The following is a 16,218-nucleotide window of genomic DNA, read 5'->3' as shown; positions in this document are numbered from 1 at the left end:
TAACGCCCCCTTGTGGGTAATATTTCACATTATTATGTTACGTGCCACCAGTTCCCCCCTCAACACGTGGAGTGACGCGATGTCTGGAACGACCAGGATCGCCGGTGGCCTGTTGGCCGCCGCGCTGGTGATCGGACTGTCCGGCTGCGGGGGCGCGAAGGATGCCCCTTCCGCCTCCGACGGCAAGCCCGTCTCCGATGCGCCGGCCAAGGGTGGGACGCTCACGGTCCTGTCCAACCAGGACTTTTCCCACCTGGACCCGACCCGTAACTGGACGATGCCGCAGATGGACTTCGGTATCCGTCTGCTCTACCGCACGCTGACGACCTTCAAGTCGGAGCCCGGTGCGGCAGGGGCCGAGATCGTCCCCGACCTGGCGACCGACCTGGGCACCTCCAGTGAGGAGGGCAAGGTCTGGAAGTTCACCCTGAAGGACGGCCTGAAGTACGAGGACGGCACGCCGATCGTCGCCGACGACATCAAGTACAACGTCGAGCGGTCCTTCGCCCCCGAGCTGCCCGGCGGCCCCAACTACGCCCAGATCTACCTGGCGGACGCCGACAAGTACAAGGGCCCGCTCAAGGGCGCGCGCCTCAAGTCGATCGAGACGCCCGACGACAAGACGATCATCTTCAAGCTCAAGCGGCCCGTCGCCGAGTTCGCCTATACCGTCACGCTTCCCACCTTCGCGCCGGTGCCCAAGGCCAAGGAGGCCGGTGCTCAGTACGACAACCGGCCGTTCTCCTCCGGTCCCTACAAGATCGAGACCTACGACCGGGGCAAGGAACTGGTGCTGGTCCGCAACGAGCACTGGGACGCCGCCACCGACACCGTCCGCAAGGCCTACCCGGACAAGATCGTGGTCAAGCAGGGCCTCCGTCAGAGCGTCATCGACGACCGGCTCATCGACAGCCGGGGCGACGACGACACCTCGATCACCTACTCCGACGTGAGCTCCGCCAGCCTCGCCAAGATCCTCCCCAAGCCGGACACCAAGGCGCGCCTGATCAGCGAGATCTCCGGTTGCACGGACATGCTCGGCTTCAACACCAGCAAGCCTCCGTTCAACGACCCGAAGATGCGCCAGGCCGTGCAGTTCGCGCTGGACAAGCAGGCGATGCAGACCGCCGAGGGCGGCCCCGAGATGGCCGAGATCGCCACCGCCTACCTGCCGCCGGCCCTGTCCGGTGGCCAGGCGCAGGACGTCTACGCCATTCCGGCCACCGGTGACGTGGAGAAGGCCAAGGCGCTGCTGGCCGGCAAGACGCTCAACGTCGGCATGACCATCTCCACCGGCGACAAGGCGCTCGGCGAGGCCGCGCAGTCCTCGCTCAAGCGGGCCGGGATCAACGTCACGCTCAGCCCCGTCGACCCGTCGGTCTACTACGACACCCTCGGCGACACCGCCAAGACGCCCGACATGTTCACCTACGGCTGGTGCCCCGACTACCCGTCCGGCGCCACCTTCCTGCCGATGATCTTCGACGGCCGCACCATCGTCGAGAAGGGCAACTCCGGCAACGTCTGGCAGTTCAAGGACGAGGCGGTCCAGGCGAAGATCGACGAGATCCAGGCCATGACCGACGGCGAGGCCGCCAACAAGGCGTGGGTCGACCTCGACAAGCAGATCATGCAGGCGACGCCCGCGGTTCCCTTCCTCTGGAAGAAGAAGCCGCTCCTGGTCGGCAAGGGCGTCACCGGCGCCTTCGGCCACCCCGTCTGGTCCGGCCAGCTCGACTACGCGACGCTGGGTGTGAAGCAGAAGTGAGCGCGCTCACCGTCAGTCTCAGTGTTTTCCCGTCACGGACCGAGCCGTTGGGCAAGGAGAGGCAGTGACCACGGTCTCCACACCGGCGGCTTCCCCGGTGGCCCCCGCGGCCACCGGGCGGTCGCCCTCGCGGGTGATCTGGGATCGGATCCGCCGCGACCGAGCCGCCAAGTTCGGCATGGTGATCATCGTTCTGTTCGTGCTCATCGCGGTCACCGCGCCGCTGCTGACCATGATCAACGGCTGGTCGCCCTACGACTTCGATCCCAACGCGATCGACAAGAGAATGGCCGGGGTGCCCAAGGGCACCCTCGGCGGGATCAGCGCCGAGCACTGGCTCGGCGTCGAGCCGGTGAGCGGACGCGACATCTTCAGCCGGGTCGTGTACGGCGCGCAGATCTCGCTGCTCATCTCGGTGCTCGCGATGATCGTCTCAGTGGTGGTCGGCACCGTGCTCGGCCTGCTCGCCGGATACTTCGGCGGCTGGATCGACGCCGGGATCAGCCGGGTGATGGACCTGCTCATGTCCTTCCCCAGCCTGATCTTCATGATCGCGCTGATCTCGGTCATGCCCGAGGGCAACCGGGTGCTGCTGCTGGTCGCCATCATGGGCGGGTTCGGCTGGCCGTACATCGGCCGGATCGTCCGCGGGCAGGCGATCACCATCAAGCACCGCGAGTACGTCGACGCCGCACGCGTCGGCGGCGCGATGGGCGCCTCGATCCTGTTCCGCGAGATGCTGCCGAACCTCACCGCGCCGATCCTCGTCTACGCGACCCTGGCGATCCCCACCAACATCGGTACCGAGGCCGCCCTGTCCTTCCTCGGTGTCGGTGTGCGCCCGCCCACCGCCTCCTGGGGACAGATGATCCAGGAGTCGATGCTCTGGTACGAGGTCGACCCGATGTACTTCCTCGTCCCCGGTACCTGCCTGTTCCTTACCGTGCTCGCCTTCACCCTCTTCGGTGACGCCCTGCGTGACGCGATCGACCCGAAGGGCAGCCGATGATCGAGCGAGGTGAGAACGTCCGCCCGCACGGTGCCGTGGCCGGGCGGCCGACCAAGGAGACCGCATGATCATCTACCTGTCCAAGAGGCTCGCGGCCGCCGCGGGGATCCTCCTGGTGATCTGCGCGGTGACCTTCGTCATCTTCTACGTCGTGCCGAGCGATCCGGCCCTGCAGGCGTGTGGCAAGACCTGCACCCCGGAACGGGTCGCGGAGGTGCGCGCCCAGATGGGACTGGACCGGCCGATCTGGGAGCAGTTCGGCGTCTATGTGGTCGGCATCTTCGCCGGCCGTACGCTCGCAGCGGGCGTCGAGTGCGGCTTCCCCTGTTTCGGCTTCTCCTACCAGAACTCCCTGCCGGTCTGGGACCTGCTGGTCGACCGGCTGGGCACCAGCGTCTCCCTCGCGATTGGCGCGGCCGTGCTCTGGCTGATCGTGGGCCTCACCGTCGGCGTGATCTCCGCGCTGCGGCAGGGCACCACGCTGGACCGGAGCCTGATGATCGCCACTCTCACGTCGGCGTCGCTGCCGGTCTACTTCGTGGCCATGCTCCTGCTGCTGTTCGTGGTCCGGGTGACCGAGATCCTTCCCTACCCGGCCTATGTCGAGCTGGCCGAAGACCCGGCGGCCTGGGCGAGCAACCTGATCCTGCCCTGGGTCACGCTCGCCGCCCTGTACGCCGCGATGTACGCCAGACTCAGCCGCGCTCAGATGATCGAGACGATGGCCGAGCCGTACATCCGCACCGCCCGCGCCAAGGGACTGCCCGAGCGGACCGTCGTCGTCAAACACGGCATGCGTGCCGCGATGACCCCGATCGTCACGATCTTCGGTATGGACCTCGGCGGTCTGCTCGCCGGAGCGATGATCACTGAGACGGTGTTCGGCCTGCCCGGCATCGGACGGCTGGCCTACGACGGCATCGTCAAGTCGGACCAGCCGGTCATCCTCGGCACCACGCTGCTGGCGGCGTTCTTCATCGTGCTCGCCAACCTGGCCGTGGACCTTGTGTACGCCGTGATCGACCCCAGGGTGAGGTATTCGTGAGCGAGTCCGGCACAGTGAGCCAGATGACCGACCGGAGAACGCGATCGTCCGCGCGGCGGACGGAGGGCGGCGAGCGGGAGGCCAGTCCGATCCTCGACGTCAAGGATCTCTCGGTCTCGTTCGGCGCCGTCCAGGTGGTCGACGGGGTCTCCTTCAACGTGGACCGCGGCCGCACGCTCGGCATCGTCGGCGAGTCGGGATCGGGCAAGTCGGTGTCATCGCTGGCCATTCTCGGCCTGCACCGCAACGCCTCCGTCAGCGGCTCCATCGTGTTCGACGGTGAGGAACTGGCCGGGGCCTCCGCCGAACGGCTGCGGAAGCTCCGGGGCAGCAGAATGGCGATGATCTTCCAGGATCCGCTGTCGTCCCTGCACCCCTTCTACACCGTCGGCGAGCAGATCGCCGAGGCGTACCGGCTGCACCGCCGTACCTCCCGCAAGGCCGCACGCGAGCGCGCGGTCGAGATGCTCGCCGAGGTGGGCATCCCCGAACCGCGCCGTCGCGCCCGGGAACACCCGCACCAGTTCTCCGGCGGCATGCGCCAGCGCGTCATGATCGCGATGGCGCTGTCGTGCGAGCCGGACCTGCTCATCGCCGACGAGCCGACGACCGCGCTGGACGTGACGGTCCAGGCGCAGATCCTGGAGCTCATCGCGCGCATCCAGGCGGAGCGCGGGCTGGCCGTCATCATGATCACGCACGACCTGGGAGTGGTCGCGCGGATCGCCGACGACGTCCTGGTGATGTACGGCGGGCGGACCGCCGAGCACGCCGCCGCGCGGACCGTCTTCAAGTCTCCGAGCCATCCCTACACCCAGGGACTGCTGGCCTCGGTGCCCGGCGCCGGATGGGCTGCGGAGGACGGTGGTGACGGACGGCTGCGGGCGATCCCCGGCAGTCCCCCGTCCCCACTCACGCCCCCGCCCGGCTGCCGGTTCCATCCCCGCTGCGCCACGTTCGCCGCCTCGGACAACCCGGAGATCTGTACGGCGGAGCACCCCCTGCTCATAGGGACCACGCACAAGGTCGCCTGCCATTTCCCCGGAGGGGTCCAGTGAGCCTGCTCGTCGAAAAGGGCAGACCGGTCACGACCGACGCGCTGCTCGCCGTACAGGATCTGCGGATGACCTTTCCCGGTCGGCGCGGGCGTGGCATTCGGGCGGTCGACGGCGTCAGCTTCGACCTGCGGCCGGGAGAGACACTCGGTCTGGTCGGCGAGTCCGGCTGCGGCAAGTCCACCACGGGGCGCATGATCGTGCGCCTGCTGGAGCCGACCTCCGGCACGGTCTCCTTCGACGGCCGGGACATCACCCACCTCGGCCCGCGTGAGATGCTGCCGCTCCGCAGCGAGATCCAGATGATCTTCCAGGATCCGTTCGCGTCGCTGAACCCCAGGCAGACCGTCCAGCAGATCATCTCGGGGCCGCGCCGGCTGCTCGACCGGGCAGGCGTGATCGAGCTGCTGAAGCTGGTGGGCCTGTCGCCCGAGCACATCGACCGCTACCCGCACGAGTTCTCCGGCGGTCAGGCGCAGCGCATCGGCATCGCCCGCGCGCTCGCGCCCAAACCCAAGCTGATCATCTGCGACGAGCCGGTGTCGGCGCTGGACGTCTCCATCCAGGCCCAGATCGTCAACCTGCTGGAGGACCTGAAGGCGGAGTTCGATCTGGCGTACCTGTTCATCGCGCACGACCTGTCGGTCGTGCGGCACATGTGCGAGCGGATCGCGGTCATGTATCTCGGCAGGATCGTCGAGGTCGGCGACCGCGAGGCGATCTACACCGATCCGGCACACCCGTACACCAAGGCGCTGCTGTCGGCGGTGCCGGTGCCGGACCCCGATGTGGAGGCCACCCGGGAGCGGATCGTGCTGCGGGGCGACCCGCCCAGCCCCGCCTCGCCGCCGCCCGGCTGCTCGTTCAACCCCCGCTGTCACAAGGCACAGGACCGCTGCCGTGTCGAGGTGCCCCTGCCGACGGTCGTGCGTGGCCGCGAGGTCGCCTGCCACTTCCCAGAGGAATGACCACCGATCGGACGCCCGGCGTCCGATCCGGCCCCGGCAGAGTGAACGGCGCCGCGACGACCTGCCGTCGCGGCGCCGTTCCGCCTTCCCCCTTCCCGTCGTTCCGAGGCTCCGCCGTTCCGCCGTTCCTCCGCGGAACCCGCGCATTGAATATGAGCCGTTTCGCGACATGCGAGAAATAACCGAGTGAGCCTGCGTCCGCTCCGGACACGCCTTCATCCGGTGTTCTCACAACGACCGAACCCGCCCGGCGCCTTCGGCGGAGCTGAGCCACGGTGTTTCCGGCCGTCGCTCACTTGACTTTTTTGACAACCGCCGCATGACTGTTCAAGATCGAACGCTCGTGCGCCACCGACAGAGGGGTCCCCCCTCCAATCCCCATAGGAACGACATGCGAGGCATTTCCCGAGCCGTCGTCTTACTGACCCTGACCGCCACGACCGGTGCGCACGCGCTCACCGCGCGGGCGGCGGGTGCCGAGGTCATCACCGAAACCCCCGCTCAGCGGAGCACCGTCCAGAACGGCACCCCGCGGAGCGGCACCGTCCAGAACGGCACCGTCCAGAACGGCACCCCGCGGAGCGGCACAGCCCGGACCGCCGCCGCTCCGATCGAGGAGCGCGTGTACGTCGAGACCACGGTGGACACCGACCACGACGGACGGCCCGACCGGGTCGCCGTCGACATCTCCCGTCCGCCGGGCGGCGGGCTCGTACCGGTCGTCTTCGAGCAGAGCCCGTACCGTACCGGGCTCAACAACGTCGCCGACCACGGTGTCACCGTCGATCGGCTGCCCCAGGAGCGTCTGTTCGACGGGACGCGGCTCCGCCCCCGGGACACCCCCGACACGGCTGTCAACCGGCCTGTCCCCGACCTGCCCGGCTGGTACGACGACTACTTCATACCGCGCGGCTATGCCGTCGTGCTTGGCCACAGCATCGGCAGCGGCGCCTCCGAGGGGTGCCCCACCAGCGGTGACATGAACGAGGCGCTGGGGGCCACGGCCGTCGTCGACTGGCTCAACGGGCGGGCCCGAGGGTTCGACCCCTCAGGGCGGGCGGTGGCCGCGACGTGGAGCACCGGCCGGGTCGGCATGATCGGTGTCTCCTACGACGGTTCGCTGGCGAACATGGCGGCGGCGACCGGCGTCGAGGGGCTGAAGGCCATCGTGCCGATCTCGGCCATCTCCAGCTGGTACGACTACTACCGGGCCAACGGACTGGTGGTCGCGCCCGGCGGCTACCAGGGGGAGGACGCCGACGTCCTGGCCCGCAGCGTGGTCGCCCGGACCGGCTGCGACGACGAGATCAACGCGTTGGAGGCCGCCCAGGACCGGGTCACCGGTGACAGGACCGCCTTCTGGCAGGACCGCGACTACGTCCAGCACGCCGCCAAGGTCAAGGCCGGGGTCTTCGTCATCCACGGCCACTCCGACTGGAACGTCAAGGGCCAGCACTACGCCCAGTGGTGGGACGCGCTGCGGCGGTACAACGTGCCGCGCAAGATCTGGCTGCACAAGGACGGCCACGGTACGGCGTCGCGGCCGGACTACCGGTCGGAGGTGGGCCGGTGGTTCGACTACTTCCTCAAGGGTGTGGACAACGGGATCCTGAACGAGCCGAAGGCCGACGTGCAGTACGCCGACGGTTCGTGGCGGCAGTACACCGACTGGCCGGACCCCTCCGCCAGGCAGATCGTGTTCCATCTCGGCGCCACCTCGGCCACCGCGCCCGGGGAGCTGTCCACGGCCGTCACCGTCGGCGAGGTCCGGCAGACCTTCGTGGACCAGGGCGCCACCTACCGTGCGGACTCCCTGGTCGCGAACCCGGACGGCGCGAACGGCAACCGGCTGGTCTACCGGTCGGCTCCGCTGACCACGGCCGTGCGGCTGTCCGGCATCCCGAAGGTGGAGTTGCGGGCGGCGGTGGACAACCGAGGTGACGCCAACCTGACCGCGCTGCTGGTCGACTACGGTCCCGAGGGTGGCACGTCCGCACCCGTCATCGTCACCCGCGGCTGGCTCGACCCGCAGAACCGCGCCAACGCCTCGGCCGGCGAGAAGGTGGTGCAGGGCCAGGAGTACGTCATGCGCTTCGGCATGCAGCCCAAGGACTACGTCTTCGCGGCGGGCCGCCGTATCGGGCTGGTCGTCGTCTCGACCGACTACGAGTACACCCTCCGCCCGCTCGGCGGCACCCAGCTCACGATCGCGCCCTCCCTGAGCACCTTCACCGTGCCGCTGTCGGGTATGCCCGACGGCCCCGTCCCGAACCCCAGCCCCAACCCCACGCTCACCCCCACCCCCACTCCCACGTCCACCTCCGGGCCGACCGTCTGCCCCGGTCACCGGACCTACCACACCGGAAGCCTGACGGCCGGGGCCGGCGCCTACCTGCCCGGTGAGGGCGGATACCAGTCGACGGTCTGGGGTGTCCACCGCGCCTGCCTGAGCGGCGCGGCCGGCACCGACTTCGAGCTGTACCTGCAGAGGCGGAACGGCTCGGCCTGGACGACCGTCGCCAAATCCACCTCGCCGACCTCGGACGAGGTGATCAGCTACACCAGCACGGCCGGGTACTACCGCTACCGCGTGTTCTCCCGCCGCGGATCGGGAGCCTTCACGCTGGGCCTGACCAGACCGTAGGGACGACCTCGGGGAAGGGCCGGGAGCGGCGCCCGGCCCTTCCCCTCCGATGGACGGACACTCTGTTCGCCGAGGTGGCCGGCACATTAATCCTCATTTTCTTTCCTGATAATTCGCCTAACTTCAAGATCTATGGTTTCTTGACGGCCGACGTTAGGCTCCCCGCACATTCGGTTGGCCGAGAGAGGACTCATGGATGTCACTTCTGAGAAAAGCCCCGTGTCCTGGGCGGAGTTCGGCAGGCGGCTGAGATTCTGGCGCCGGCGCTCCGGACTGACCCAGGTCCAGCTCGGCCTGCGGCTGGGATACCACCACAGTCACATCAGCAAGCTGGAGAAGGGCTTTCGAGGACCGTCGGCGGACCTGCCGTTCCAGGTCGACGAGCTGTTCGGCACCGGAGGCGAGCTGGCCGCGATCTGGGCGCGGGCGATCGGCGACCGGGGGAGCGGGCTCGACGGCCCCTCCGGCGTCACCCTGGCCGGCGGCCGGCTGATGGTCCCGATGCCCGATACCGGCAGGGGCGGCGAAGGCGCCGGCGCCCCGATCCTCGTCGGCTGGCCGGCCCGCCTGCCGGCGAACGGGCTGCCCTGCCCGATGCACGGCACCGCAGGCTGCGCGGTGCCCCCCGCCGAGCAGACGCTCACCACCGACCTCGATCCGGCGCGGCGCGGCCGGTCCGGTCACCGTACGGCCCAGCCCGACGCCGACACCGTGCACGGGCTGACCGCGCTGCTGGCGTCCTACACGCGGATGAACGTGGAGCAGACCCTCGTCGACATCGTCGTCCCGGTGGAGCGGACCCTGCACGCGATCGTGCGATGGGCCGACGACGTGCGGCCGTCCCCCTGCCACGTGCTGCTGCGCCTCGCCGCCCACTACGCCCAGCTCGCCGGATGGCTGCGGGTGCTGAGGGGACAGAACGGCCTGGGCATGGCCTGGTACCACCACGGGATCACCTGGGCGGAGGTGTCCGGGGACATCACGGCGCGGGTCGCGCTGCTCTGCGACATGAGCGTGCTCGCGCGGATCGAACGCGACGCGCAGACCATGCGCGTGTACACCCGCGCGCTGGGCGCCGCCGACCCCGCCCGCCGCTGGATCCTGACCATGGCCCGGCTGTACGAGGCGCGCAGCCACGCGCTCTCCGGCGACCTGCACGAGTTCGAGCGGCACATCACCCTCGCCAGGGAGCACCTCGTCCGCCTCGACACGCGGGACCGCGCGGAGGCCCCGTGGCTGACCGGCGGCGAGGGGCTCCTGCGGGTCGAGTCGTGCGCCGCCGGCGCGCTGCGCGACATCGCGGTGCTGACCGGTGACCGCGCGGTCGCCCGGCGGGCGGTGACCGCGGCCCGCAGCTCGCTGGCCTGCCTTCCCAGCCGGATGCACCCGACACGGGTGCTGCTGACACTGCGCCTGGCCGACACCTACGCCTGCGCCGGGCAGGTGGACGAGGCGGTCGCCACCGCCCGGAGCGTGCTGGCCGAGGCGATGCCGGCACTCCGCATCACGATCACCAAGGAGCTGCACGGCCTCCAGACCCGGCTGACGGGCCTGTGGGACGCGACGCCCGAGGTGCGCGATCTCGGTGAGCTGATCCGGGACAAGAGCGGCTGACCGGCACGATGGACCTCCCCGTTCACCGGGTCCGGCCCGCCGGACAGTGGAGGCGGTCGCCGTGGCGGTGGCCTTCCCCGTCCACCGGGGTCCGGCCCGCCGGGCGGTGGAGGCGATCGCCGTTGCCGTGGCCTTTCCTCGTTCACCGGCGGCCCGACCCCGGCCGGCACCGCCCGGTGGGAAGGCCTCTCCACCACCCGGAGTCCCGGCCGGCGGGTCGGGCCGCCGGTCTACGAGGAGTTTCTCGCCCTGTCCATGACCTCCTCGACGGTGAGCGGGTCCTTGGGGTGGTGGCTCAGGCACATGGGGATCCGCACCTTCACGAACGGCCTCCCCTCGACGGCCGTGTAGAACTGGCCCGAGGTCAGCCGTGAGATGTCGGAGACATCGCCGCCCTTGGCCTGCGCCATCTCCCTCGCGGCGGTGATCTGGGCCGGACTGTTCAGCAGGCCGAAGAACTGGGTCGCTGCGTTTCCCGGGATCCGGTTGTGCAGCCCCTTCGGCGCCTGGGTCGCGAACACCAGGCCGAGGCCGTACTTACGGGCCTGGGAGGCCAGCGCCAGCGTGCTCTGCGTGCAGGCGGTCATCGCGCCGGACGGTGCGAACGTCTGCGCCTCGTCCATCACGAACAGCCCGCCCAGCGGCCGGTCGCCCGCCGGATTCCTCCTGATCCAGGCGAACAGGGCCATCTGCAGCTGGTTGACGAAGCTCTGCCGCTGGTCGTCCGACTGCAGCCCGGCGAGGTTGACCACCGAGATCCGCGCCCTCTTCCCCGGCGCGGGAGTCAGCAGCAGACCGGGGTCCACCGGCGCGCCGTCGCCGCCGAACAGCGGGTCGTTGACCATGGCCGCGGTCAGGATCTGGGCCAGGTCGGCGCCGATCCGCTCCGCGCCGCCCAGCTCGCTCACCCCGTCAGGCAGCGCCGACAGCAGCTCGATGAGACCCTTGAGACCCGTCCCTCCCCGCCGCCCGTAGTGCGTGAGCGCCTCGCGGAGCACCGCCTGCCCCAGGTGGGCCTTGTTCGTCTTCGCGTCGAGCTTCGTCCTCGGCACGATGGACGCGACGGCGACCTCCACCGCCTCGCGGAACTCGTCGGCGTCGTCGACGACGCTCGCGAAGTCGGGTAGCGGCTGGAAGCTGAGCGGGCGCCCCGCGCCCCGCCGGGGGGTCCAGACCACGACGTCGGTGCCGGCCAGATACTCCTCGGCCCGCGCCGCGTCGCCGGCCTCCCAGTACGGCGGCGGCGCCGGCCACGCGTCCCCCAGCCGCGCCAGGTCGTTGTTGGGGTCGAGCACGATGGCGGAGACACCCTGGAGCGCGCATTTCTCGACCAGGCTCCGGATGAGCACGGTCTTCCCCGACCCGGATCCGGCGAAGATCGTGATGTGCTTGCGGAGCGACTCCAACTCGACGCTGACGGACGTGTCGTTGGTGATCGCCCTGCCGAGCGTGATGTACGGCCCGCGCCCCGCGCCGGACTTCGCCGGAGAGGGCTGCCGAGCCGAGAGCATGCCCTGCCGGACGAGCCGGCCGGGCTGCACCGGGGACGCCGGGGCCTGCTCGGGCTGTGTCGGGGGCGCCGCGTCCCGGTCGGCTCGCGGGGGCGCCGCGTCCCGGTCGGCCTGTGAGGGGGCCGCGTCCTGGCCGGGCTCTGTCGAGGGGGCGGGGTGGTCGGGCCGGGGTGGGGACTCGCCCCGGTCGGACTGCGCCGGGGACGTGTCCTGGTCGGCCTGTGCCGGAGGCACCGGATCCTGGCCGGGCTGTGCCGAGGGCGCGTCCTGATCAGCCTGCGCCGGGGACGTGTCCTGATCGGGCCGCGGGGGCGCCGCGTTCTGGTCGGCCCGCGAGGGTGCCGTGTCCTGGCCGGGCCGCGCCGGGGGCTCGTCCTGGCCGGGCCGTCCGCCGGGAGCGCTGTGGTCACGCCGCTCGCCGGGAACGTCGCCGGGAACGTCGGTACGCGCCTCGGGAACGACGCGCTCACCGGAAGCGGCAGGGACGTCGGGAACGGTACGCACGTCGCCGAGCGCCTCGCCGAGCACCTTGACGTCACCGGCCGGTCTGCGGTCGGCGAGCCACGCCCGCAGGTTCGGCGGGTTCTCGGCGAGCAGGTCCCGGAGCGCCGCGAGCGTCCCGAGGTCCTCGTCGTCCACGGACAGGACCCTGCCGCCCGCCTGCTCGAACGCCTCGACGGCCTCCTGCGTGCGGGGCCCCTTCGACCAGGGCGTGTTCCGCAGCAGGAACAGCCGCCGCTTGGAGACCTCGGCGTTCAGGCCCGCCGCCACCGAGGCGCTGCGCAGCCGGTTCAGCGCGGCGTTGGCGTTCTCGGTGGTGATCGCGCGAAAACCCCAGTGCGCCTCGTCCTCGGTGGCCTCGTCCAGGCTCTGCCGCAGGCGCGCGTGCAGGGGCGGCTTCGAACTGGGCGCGGGATCCTGGCTGAACGTCCGCCCGGCCTCGCCCAGTCCGGCGATCCAGGCGGTGAGCCCCGCGGACAGCAGCGACGGCATCACGGTGTCCTCGGTGGCGGGGGTGAGGAGCGCGGTCACGCCCGCGGCCTCCCGCAGCTCCGCGAACCGGGTGTCCAGAGCGGTGAGATCCGGCGCGGGCACCTCCGGCGGCCCGGTGGGGGGACCCGGCCGTGCCACCGCGGGGTTGTCCAGATGTTCCAGCTCCTCGATCTCGCCGTTGAACAGACACGACTGGATGTGACCGTCAATCTTGATCAGCAGCTGCCGGGGGGTGAAGTCGGGGGCGAGGTCGAACGCGGACGGTTTGACCGGCCACGTCGGATAGGGCGGCTCGAAGCCGATCTTGCGGAACCGCTCCTCGAACCGCTTCTCGATCAGGGCACGACCGGTCTCGGCGTCGGGGATCGTCTTGAGCTGGAGCGTCTGCCGGAACCGGTCGCGGACGGTGTCGGTGGCGAACTTCTCGATGAGGATCCAGCTCGCCGGGATGCACGAGACGACCGTCAGCGTCCGGCGGGTGACCTCCCGCAGCGACATCAGACCGCCCGCGATCCGCTCGATGATGAGAGACTCCCGCCAGTCCGGGACGGCGCTGTCGGCGGTGGAGATCGAGGACTGCGCGATGACCAGGTCGATCTGGTCGATCGCGACGACGGACGGCCCGGTGAGGGCGAGCAGACGTGACAGGTCCCTGACGATCTCCTGGGGCGTCTTCTGGACGTGCCGTATCCCCCACCGCGCCCGCTCGCCCGGCTCCTCCTCGGGCATCGAGGACAGGAAGGACTCCCCGACGTCCTGCGCGTTCAGGTCGTCGGACGCGAGCAGCACCAGGGCCCTGGCGGTGTCCTGGCTGTCCCGGCCGACCGACTTGTTGAACCGGCGCAGCGCCTCGATGAAGGTGTCGAGGGCCGGCCTCGACAGCGCCGAGTTTCCCGCCACCGCGCGCCGTACCATCCTCGGCACGTCGGCCAGCGTCGACAGGCGTTCCAGCAGGACGGTGAGCTGGCTCTTTCCGTCGCCCCGCTCGCGGGACAGGCTGTCGACCATGGACACCACGGTGCTCTCCCAGAAGCCCTTGGCGTCCAGCAGGCTCACCAGGAAGAAGTATCCGCCGTCCTGCTGCACCTTCTCCCGCACCCAGCCGAGCAGGTGGGTCTTGCCGGTGCCTCGCTGTCCCTGGACGACCACGCCGATCGGACTCGTGTCGGGGCTCTCTCCGGCCTCGGCCAGGCCGCCGAGGAGCACGTGCGCGGTGTGCCGGTGCAGGCCCTCCACGTGGAACCGCGCGGGGCGCCACACGTCGTCGGGCACCTGGGCGTAGTTGAGTTTGAGCGTGGCCAGCGCCTCCAACTCCCGGCCTGTCATCGCACGCCGATCGAGAGCAGATGCTTGTCCTGGTCGCCGATGGTCACCGCCGCTTCCCGGTCCTGCGGGGTGAGAGTCTTCTGGTTGGACTCGGGGACGATGTTCACGTCCGGCATGCGGTTCATCCGCCTGAGCATGTCGTCGACCTCCGCTCTCGACACGTCGCCCAGCAGCGGGCGGAGCTTGGTGAGGCTCACCCAGGTGCCGGGTTCCCCGGCCAGTTCGCTGTAGGCGACGCGGACGCGCACCTCGATGTCCGCCTCCGTCTCCGTCTCAGGTCCCGGCGTCGGCCCGGCTACCGCGACCGCTTCCGGGGTCGGCCCTGTCGCCATGATCGATCCCGGATCCGATGCGGGCATGAGCGCCGTGACCGGGCCGGGCTCCGATGTCGGCTGGGTCGTCATGATCGGCTCGCGCTCCGGCTCCGGGTTGAGCGCCGTGACCGGCTGGGACGCCGTGACCGCCTCGGGCGTCGGCTCGGGCTCGGTCGCCGTGGCGGGCACCGGTGCCGGGGTCGGCTCGGGGGGCGTGACCGGCTCGGGGGCCGGAGCGGGCTCGGCCGAGGCAGGGGAGACCGAGACGTCGCGTGGCTGGAAGACGTCGGCCAGTCGGTGGTCGGTCCGCTCCAGGAACCCCTGAAGCCCGGCCCAGAGGGCGCGAATCATGGCTCCGGCCGAGCCGGTCGGCGCGGGGACCGTTCCCGTCTGGAACTCCTCGGCCAGACGCGCCCACCCGGCGTCGGTCAACATGTGCACGTAAGCCCGCCCCTGCTTCCAGCTGTCGACCAGTTTCAGGTCGTTCATACGCAGGCGTGCCTTTCCATCGAGGGTCAGGCCGTAGCGTGCCTTGAGCTCGGGGTTGGAAACCTCCCGCGCCTCTACCATCAACACCACAAGAGCGGAGACCTCGGGGAGTGACAGCGCTCTATCAGGCATGATTCATCCTTCCAACGTTCCAAGGCGGCGGTTCCGAAGGAGCCGCATTATCTGGTGGACCACTGTTTCGGTGTCGGTCAGGACCTGTTCATTGGTGAAACGCAGTACGGCGTAACCGTCCAGCTGGAGTTGCACGTCCCGTCGCCGGTCCGCGGCGAACATGAGCGGGGTGCGGTGCTCGGGACCGTCGACCTCGACGACGCACCGTTCGTCGTGCCAGAGCAGATCCACCCGGATGGGGTTGGTGAGCGGGTGCGACCGGTGGGTCTGGTTCCACGCCCGCCCCGCCGCCCAGTGGTATCGGGCCAGGGCCGCCTCCAGCGCCTGCTCGGCGCCGCTCGCCGGATGCGGCAGCCCGGCGACGGCCGGATAGGCGACGGCGGGTGCCGTCCGGGCGTCGAGTGGTGACCCCGCCGTGTCCCGGGCGAGGCTCGTCACCTCGGCGGGCAGCCGTACGGTCATCGCCTCCACCCGGTCGACGGCCGTCAGCGGGGCACCCGTGAGCCAGACTCCGAGCTCGCCACGGTGCGCCAGCCACTCACACCCCGCGACGAGCACCTCCTCCTCCGCCGCGGACAGGCCGTCGGGCACCCGTACCAGGACCGACGTGTGCGGACGGCCGAAGCTGGCGGCGAGCACCCGGGCCAGACCGGCGGCGCGCACCTCCGGGGCGAACCCGGCGGCGCGGCCCGCCCTCTCCACCGTGAACGGCCCGGCACCGCGGTGGGACGGCCCGGCCTCGTGGACGGACGGTCCGACGACGCGGCGGGGCGGCTCGGCGGTACAGAGAGACGGTCCGGTACCGCGGCGGGACGGTCCGACGATGCGGCGAGGTGGCTCGGCGGCACGGAGGGACAGTTCGGCCAGTTCAGCGAGGAAGGGGCCGAAGTGGCCGGTCACCGACGCCATCTGCCGGGCGAGGACCCGTACGGCCCGCGCCCCGGCGCCCCCCGGTACGCCGATGTCCTCCGCACCCGGCAGCCAGGCCGGAAACAGGCCGATGGCGGCCCTTTCCAGTTCGCCCAGTACCGAGGTCACCATTTCTCCGGCGGAGCGTGCGCCGTCCGCGAAGTATGTGACAATCGCCGGTGCGTCCTCGGGGAGCGGGTCTATCGACAGCGCAATTGTGTCCGCATTTGCGCCATAAAGGCGGATGACGCGCCCTTTCGGAAGCTCTGCCCACGACCGTGTCACGTCGCTTCCCCTGATTTCCGGATACGTCGAGTTTCGCCGAGGTTATCCGCCGGAGGCGGCGGAGTGCAGGTGCTTCGCCGGACGTTATGAAATTCACGCCACAGCCGTCGTCTCCGGCCTGTCCGCTCCGTGGTGGTCACGGAGCGGCGGCGGGAG

10 protein-coding genes are annotated in these 16,218 nt (G+C 70.2%); 7 read left to right on the top strand and 3 right to left on the bottom strand.

Annotated features, from left to right (window positions below; all coding sequences use genetic code 11):
• Positions 1–79: 79 nt before the first annotated feature.
• The 7 genes from ACWEF2_RS14800 to ACWEF2_RS14770 all read left to right on the top strand — a co-directional run bounded on the left by ACWEF2_RS14800 (position 80) and on the right by ACWEF2_RS14770 (position 10,103).
• A complete protein-coding gene (locus ACWEF2_RS14800; RefSeq protein ID WP_453815387.1) occupies positions 80–1,768 on the top strand; it encodes an ABC transporter substrate-binding protein in 1,689 nt (562 codons plus the stop codon).
• A gap of 64 nt (positions 1,769–1,832) precedes the next feature.
• Positions 1,833–2,777, top strand: coding sequence for an ABC transporter permease (locus ACWEF2_RS14795; RefSeq protein WP_453815385.1), 945 nt, complete (start codon positions 1,833–1,835; stop codon positions 2,775–2,777).
• Positions 2,778–2,841: 64 nt separating this feature from the next.
• Entirely contained in the window at positions 2,842–3,822 is a 981-nt protein-coding gene (locus tag ACWEF2_RS14790; RefSeq protein ID WP_453815383.1) for an ABC transporter permease, read from the top strand.
• Entirely contained in the window at positions 3,819–4,880 is a 1,062-nt protein-coding gene (locus tag ACWEF2_RS14785; protein WP_453815381.1) for an ABC transporter ATP-binding protein, read from the top strand. The genes ACWEF2_RS14790 and ACWEF2_RS14785 overlap by 4 nt, the downstream gene beginning before the upstream one ends.
• A 65-nt stretch (positions 4,881–4,945) precedes the next feature.
• Complete coding sequence (locus tag ACWEF2_RS14780; RefSeq protein ID WP_453815601.1) at positions 4,946–5,845, top strand: ABC transporter ATP-binding protein; 900 nt, start codon at positions 4,946–4,948, stop codon at positions 5,843–5,845.
• A 391-nt stretch (positions 5,846–6,236) separates the two neighbouring features.
• Complete coding sequence (locus ACWEF2_RS14775; protein ID WP_453815379.1) at positions 6,237–8,489, top strand: Xaa-Pro dipeptidyl-peptidase; 2,253 nt, start codon at positions 6,237–6,239, stop codon at positions 8,487–8,489.
• A 219-nt stretch (positions 8,490–8,708) separates the two neighbouring features.
• Positions 8,709–10,103, top strand: a complete 1,395-nt coding sequence (locus ACWEF2_RS14770; RefSeq protein ID WP_453815377.1) for a helix-turn-helix transcriptional regulator — start codon at positions 8,709–8,711, stop codon at positions 10,101–10,103.
• Between the two features lie 230 nt (positions 10,104–10,333).
• Here ACWEF2_RS14770 and ACWEF2_RS14765 read toward each other — a convergent pair whose 3' ends face one another.
• Genes ACWEF2_RS14765 through ACWEF2_RS14755 form a run of 3 tightly spaced genes read right to left on the bottom strand, consistent with a single transcriptional unit; the run spans position 10,334 to position 15,906 of the window.
• Positions 10,334–13,933 carry a helicase HerA domain-containing protein gene (locus ACWEF2_RS14765; protein WP_453815375.1) on the bottom strand — a complete coding sequence of 1,200 codons (3,600 nt, stop codon included), beginning with the start codon at positions 13,931–13,933 and terminating at the stop codon, positions 10,334–10,336.
• A complete protein-coding gene (locus ACWEF2_RS14760) occupies positions 13,930–14,868 on the bottom strand; it encodes a hypothetical protein (RefSeq protein ID WP_453815373.1) in 939 nt (312 codons plus the stop codon). The genes ACWEF2_RS14765 and ACWEF2_RS14760 overlap by 4 nt, the downstream gene beginning before the upstream one ends.
• A 3-nt stretch (positions 14,869–14,871) precedes the next feature.
• Complete coding sequence (locus ACWEF2_RS14755; RefSeq protein ID WP_453815371.1) at positions 14,872–15,906, bottom strand: endonuclease domain-containing protein; 1,035 nt, start codon at positions 15,904–15,906, stop codon at positions 14,872–14,874.
• Positions 15,907–16,218 lie beyond the last annotated feature (312 nt).

Source organism: Streptosporangium sp. NPDC004631, assembly GCF_053601935.1.
The sequence above is the reverse complement of the archived record's forward strand: the minus strand, read 5'-3'. Positions and strand labels throughout refer to the sequence as shown.

What these genes read in the sequence shown, in the direction of transcription:
- ACWEF2_RS14800 (WP_453815387.1), top strand. Translation starts at nt 80, where the DNA reads ATGTCTGGAACGACCAGGATCGCCGGTGGCCTGTTGGCCGCCGCGCTG.
- ACWEF2_RS14780 (WP_453815601.1), top strand. Translation starts at nt 4,946, where the DNA reads ATGACCTTTCCCGGTCGGCGCGGGCGTGGCATTCGGGCGGTCGACGGC.
- ACWEF2_RS14790 (WP_453815383.1), top strand. Translation starts at nt 2,842, where the DNA reads ATGATCATCTACCTGTCCAAGAGGCTCGCGGCCGCCGCGGGGATCCTC.
- ACWEF2_RS14765 (WP_453815375.1), bottom strand. Translation starts at nt 13,933, where the DNA reads ATGACAGGCCGGGAGTTGGAGGCGCTGGCCACGCTCAAACTCAACTAC.
- ACWEF2_RS14760 (WP_453815373.1), bottom strand. Translation starts at nt 14,868, where the DNA reads ATGCCTGATAGAGCGCTGTCACTCCCCGAGGTCTCCGCTCTTGTGGTG.
- ACWEF2_RS14775 (WP_453815379.1), top strand. Translation starts at nt 6,237, where the DNA reads ATGCGAGGCATTTCCCGAGCCGTCGTCTTACTGACCCTGACCGCCACG.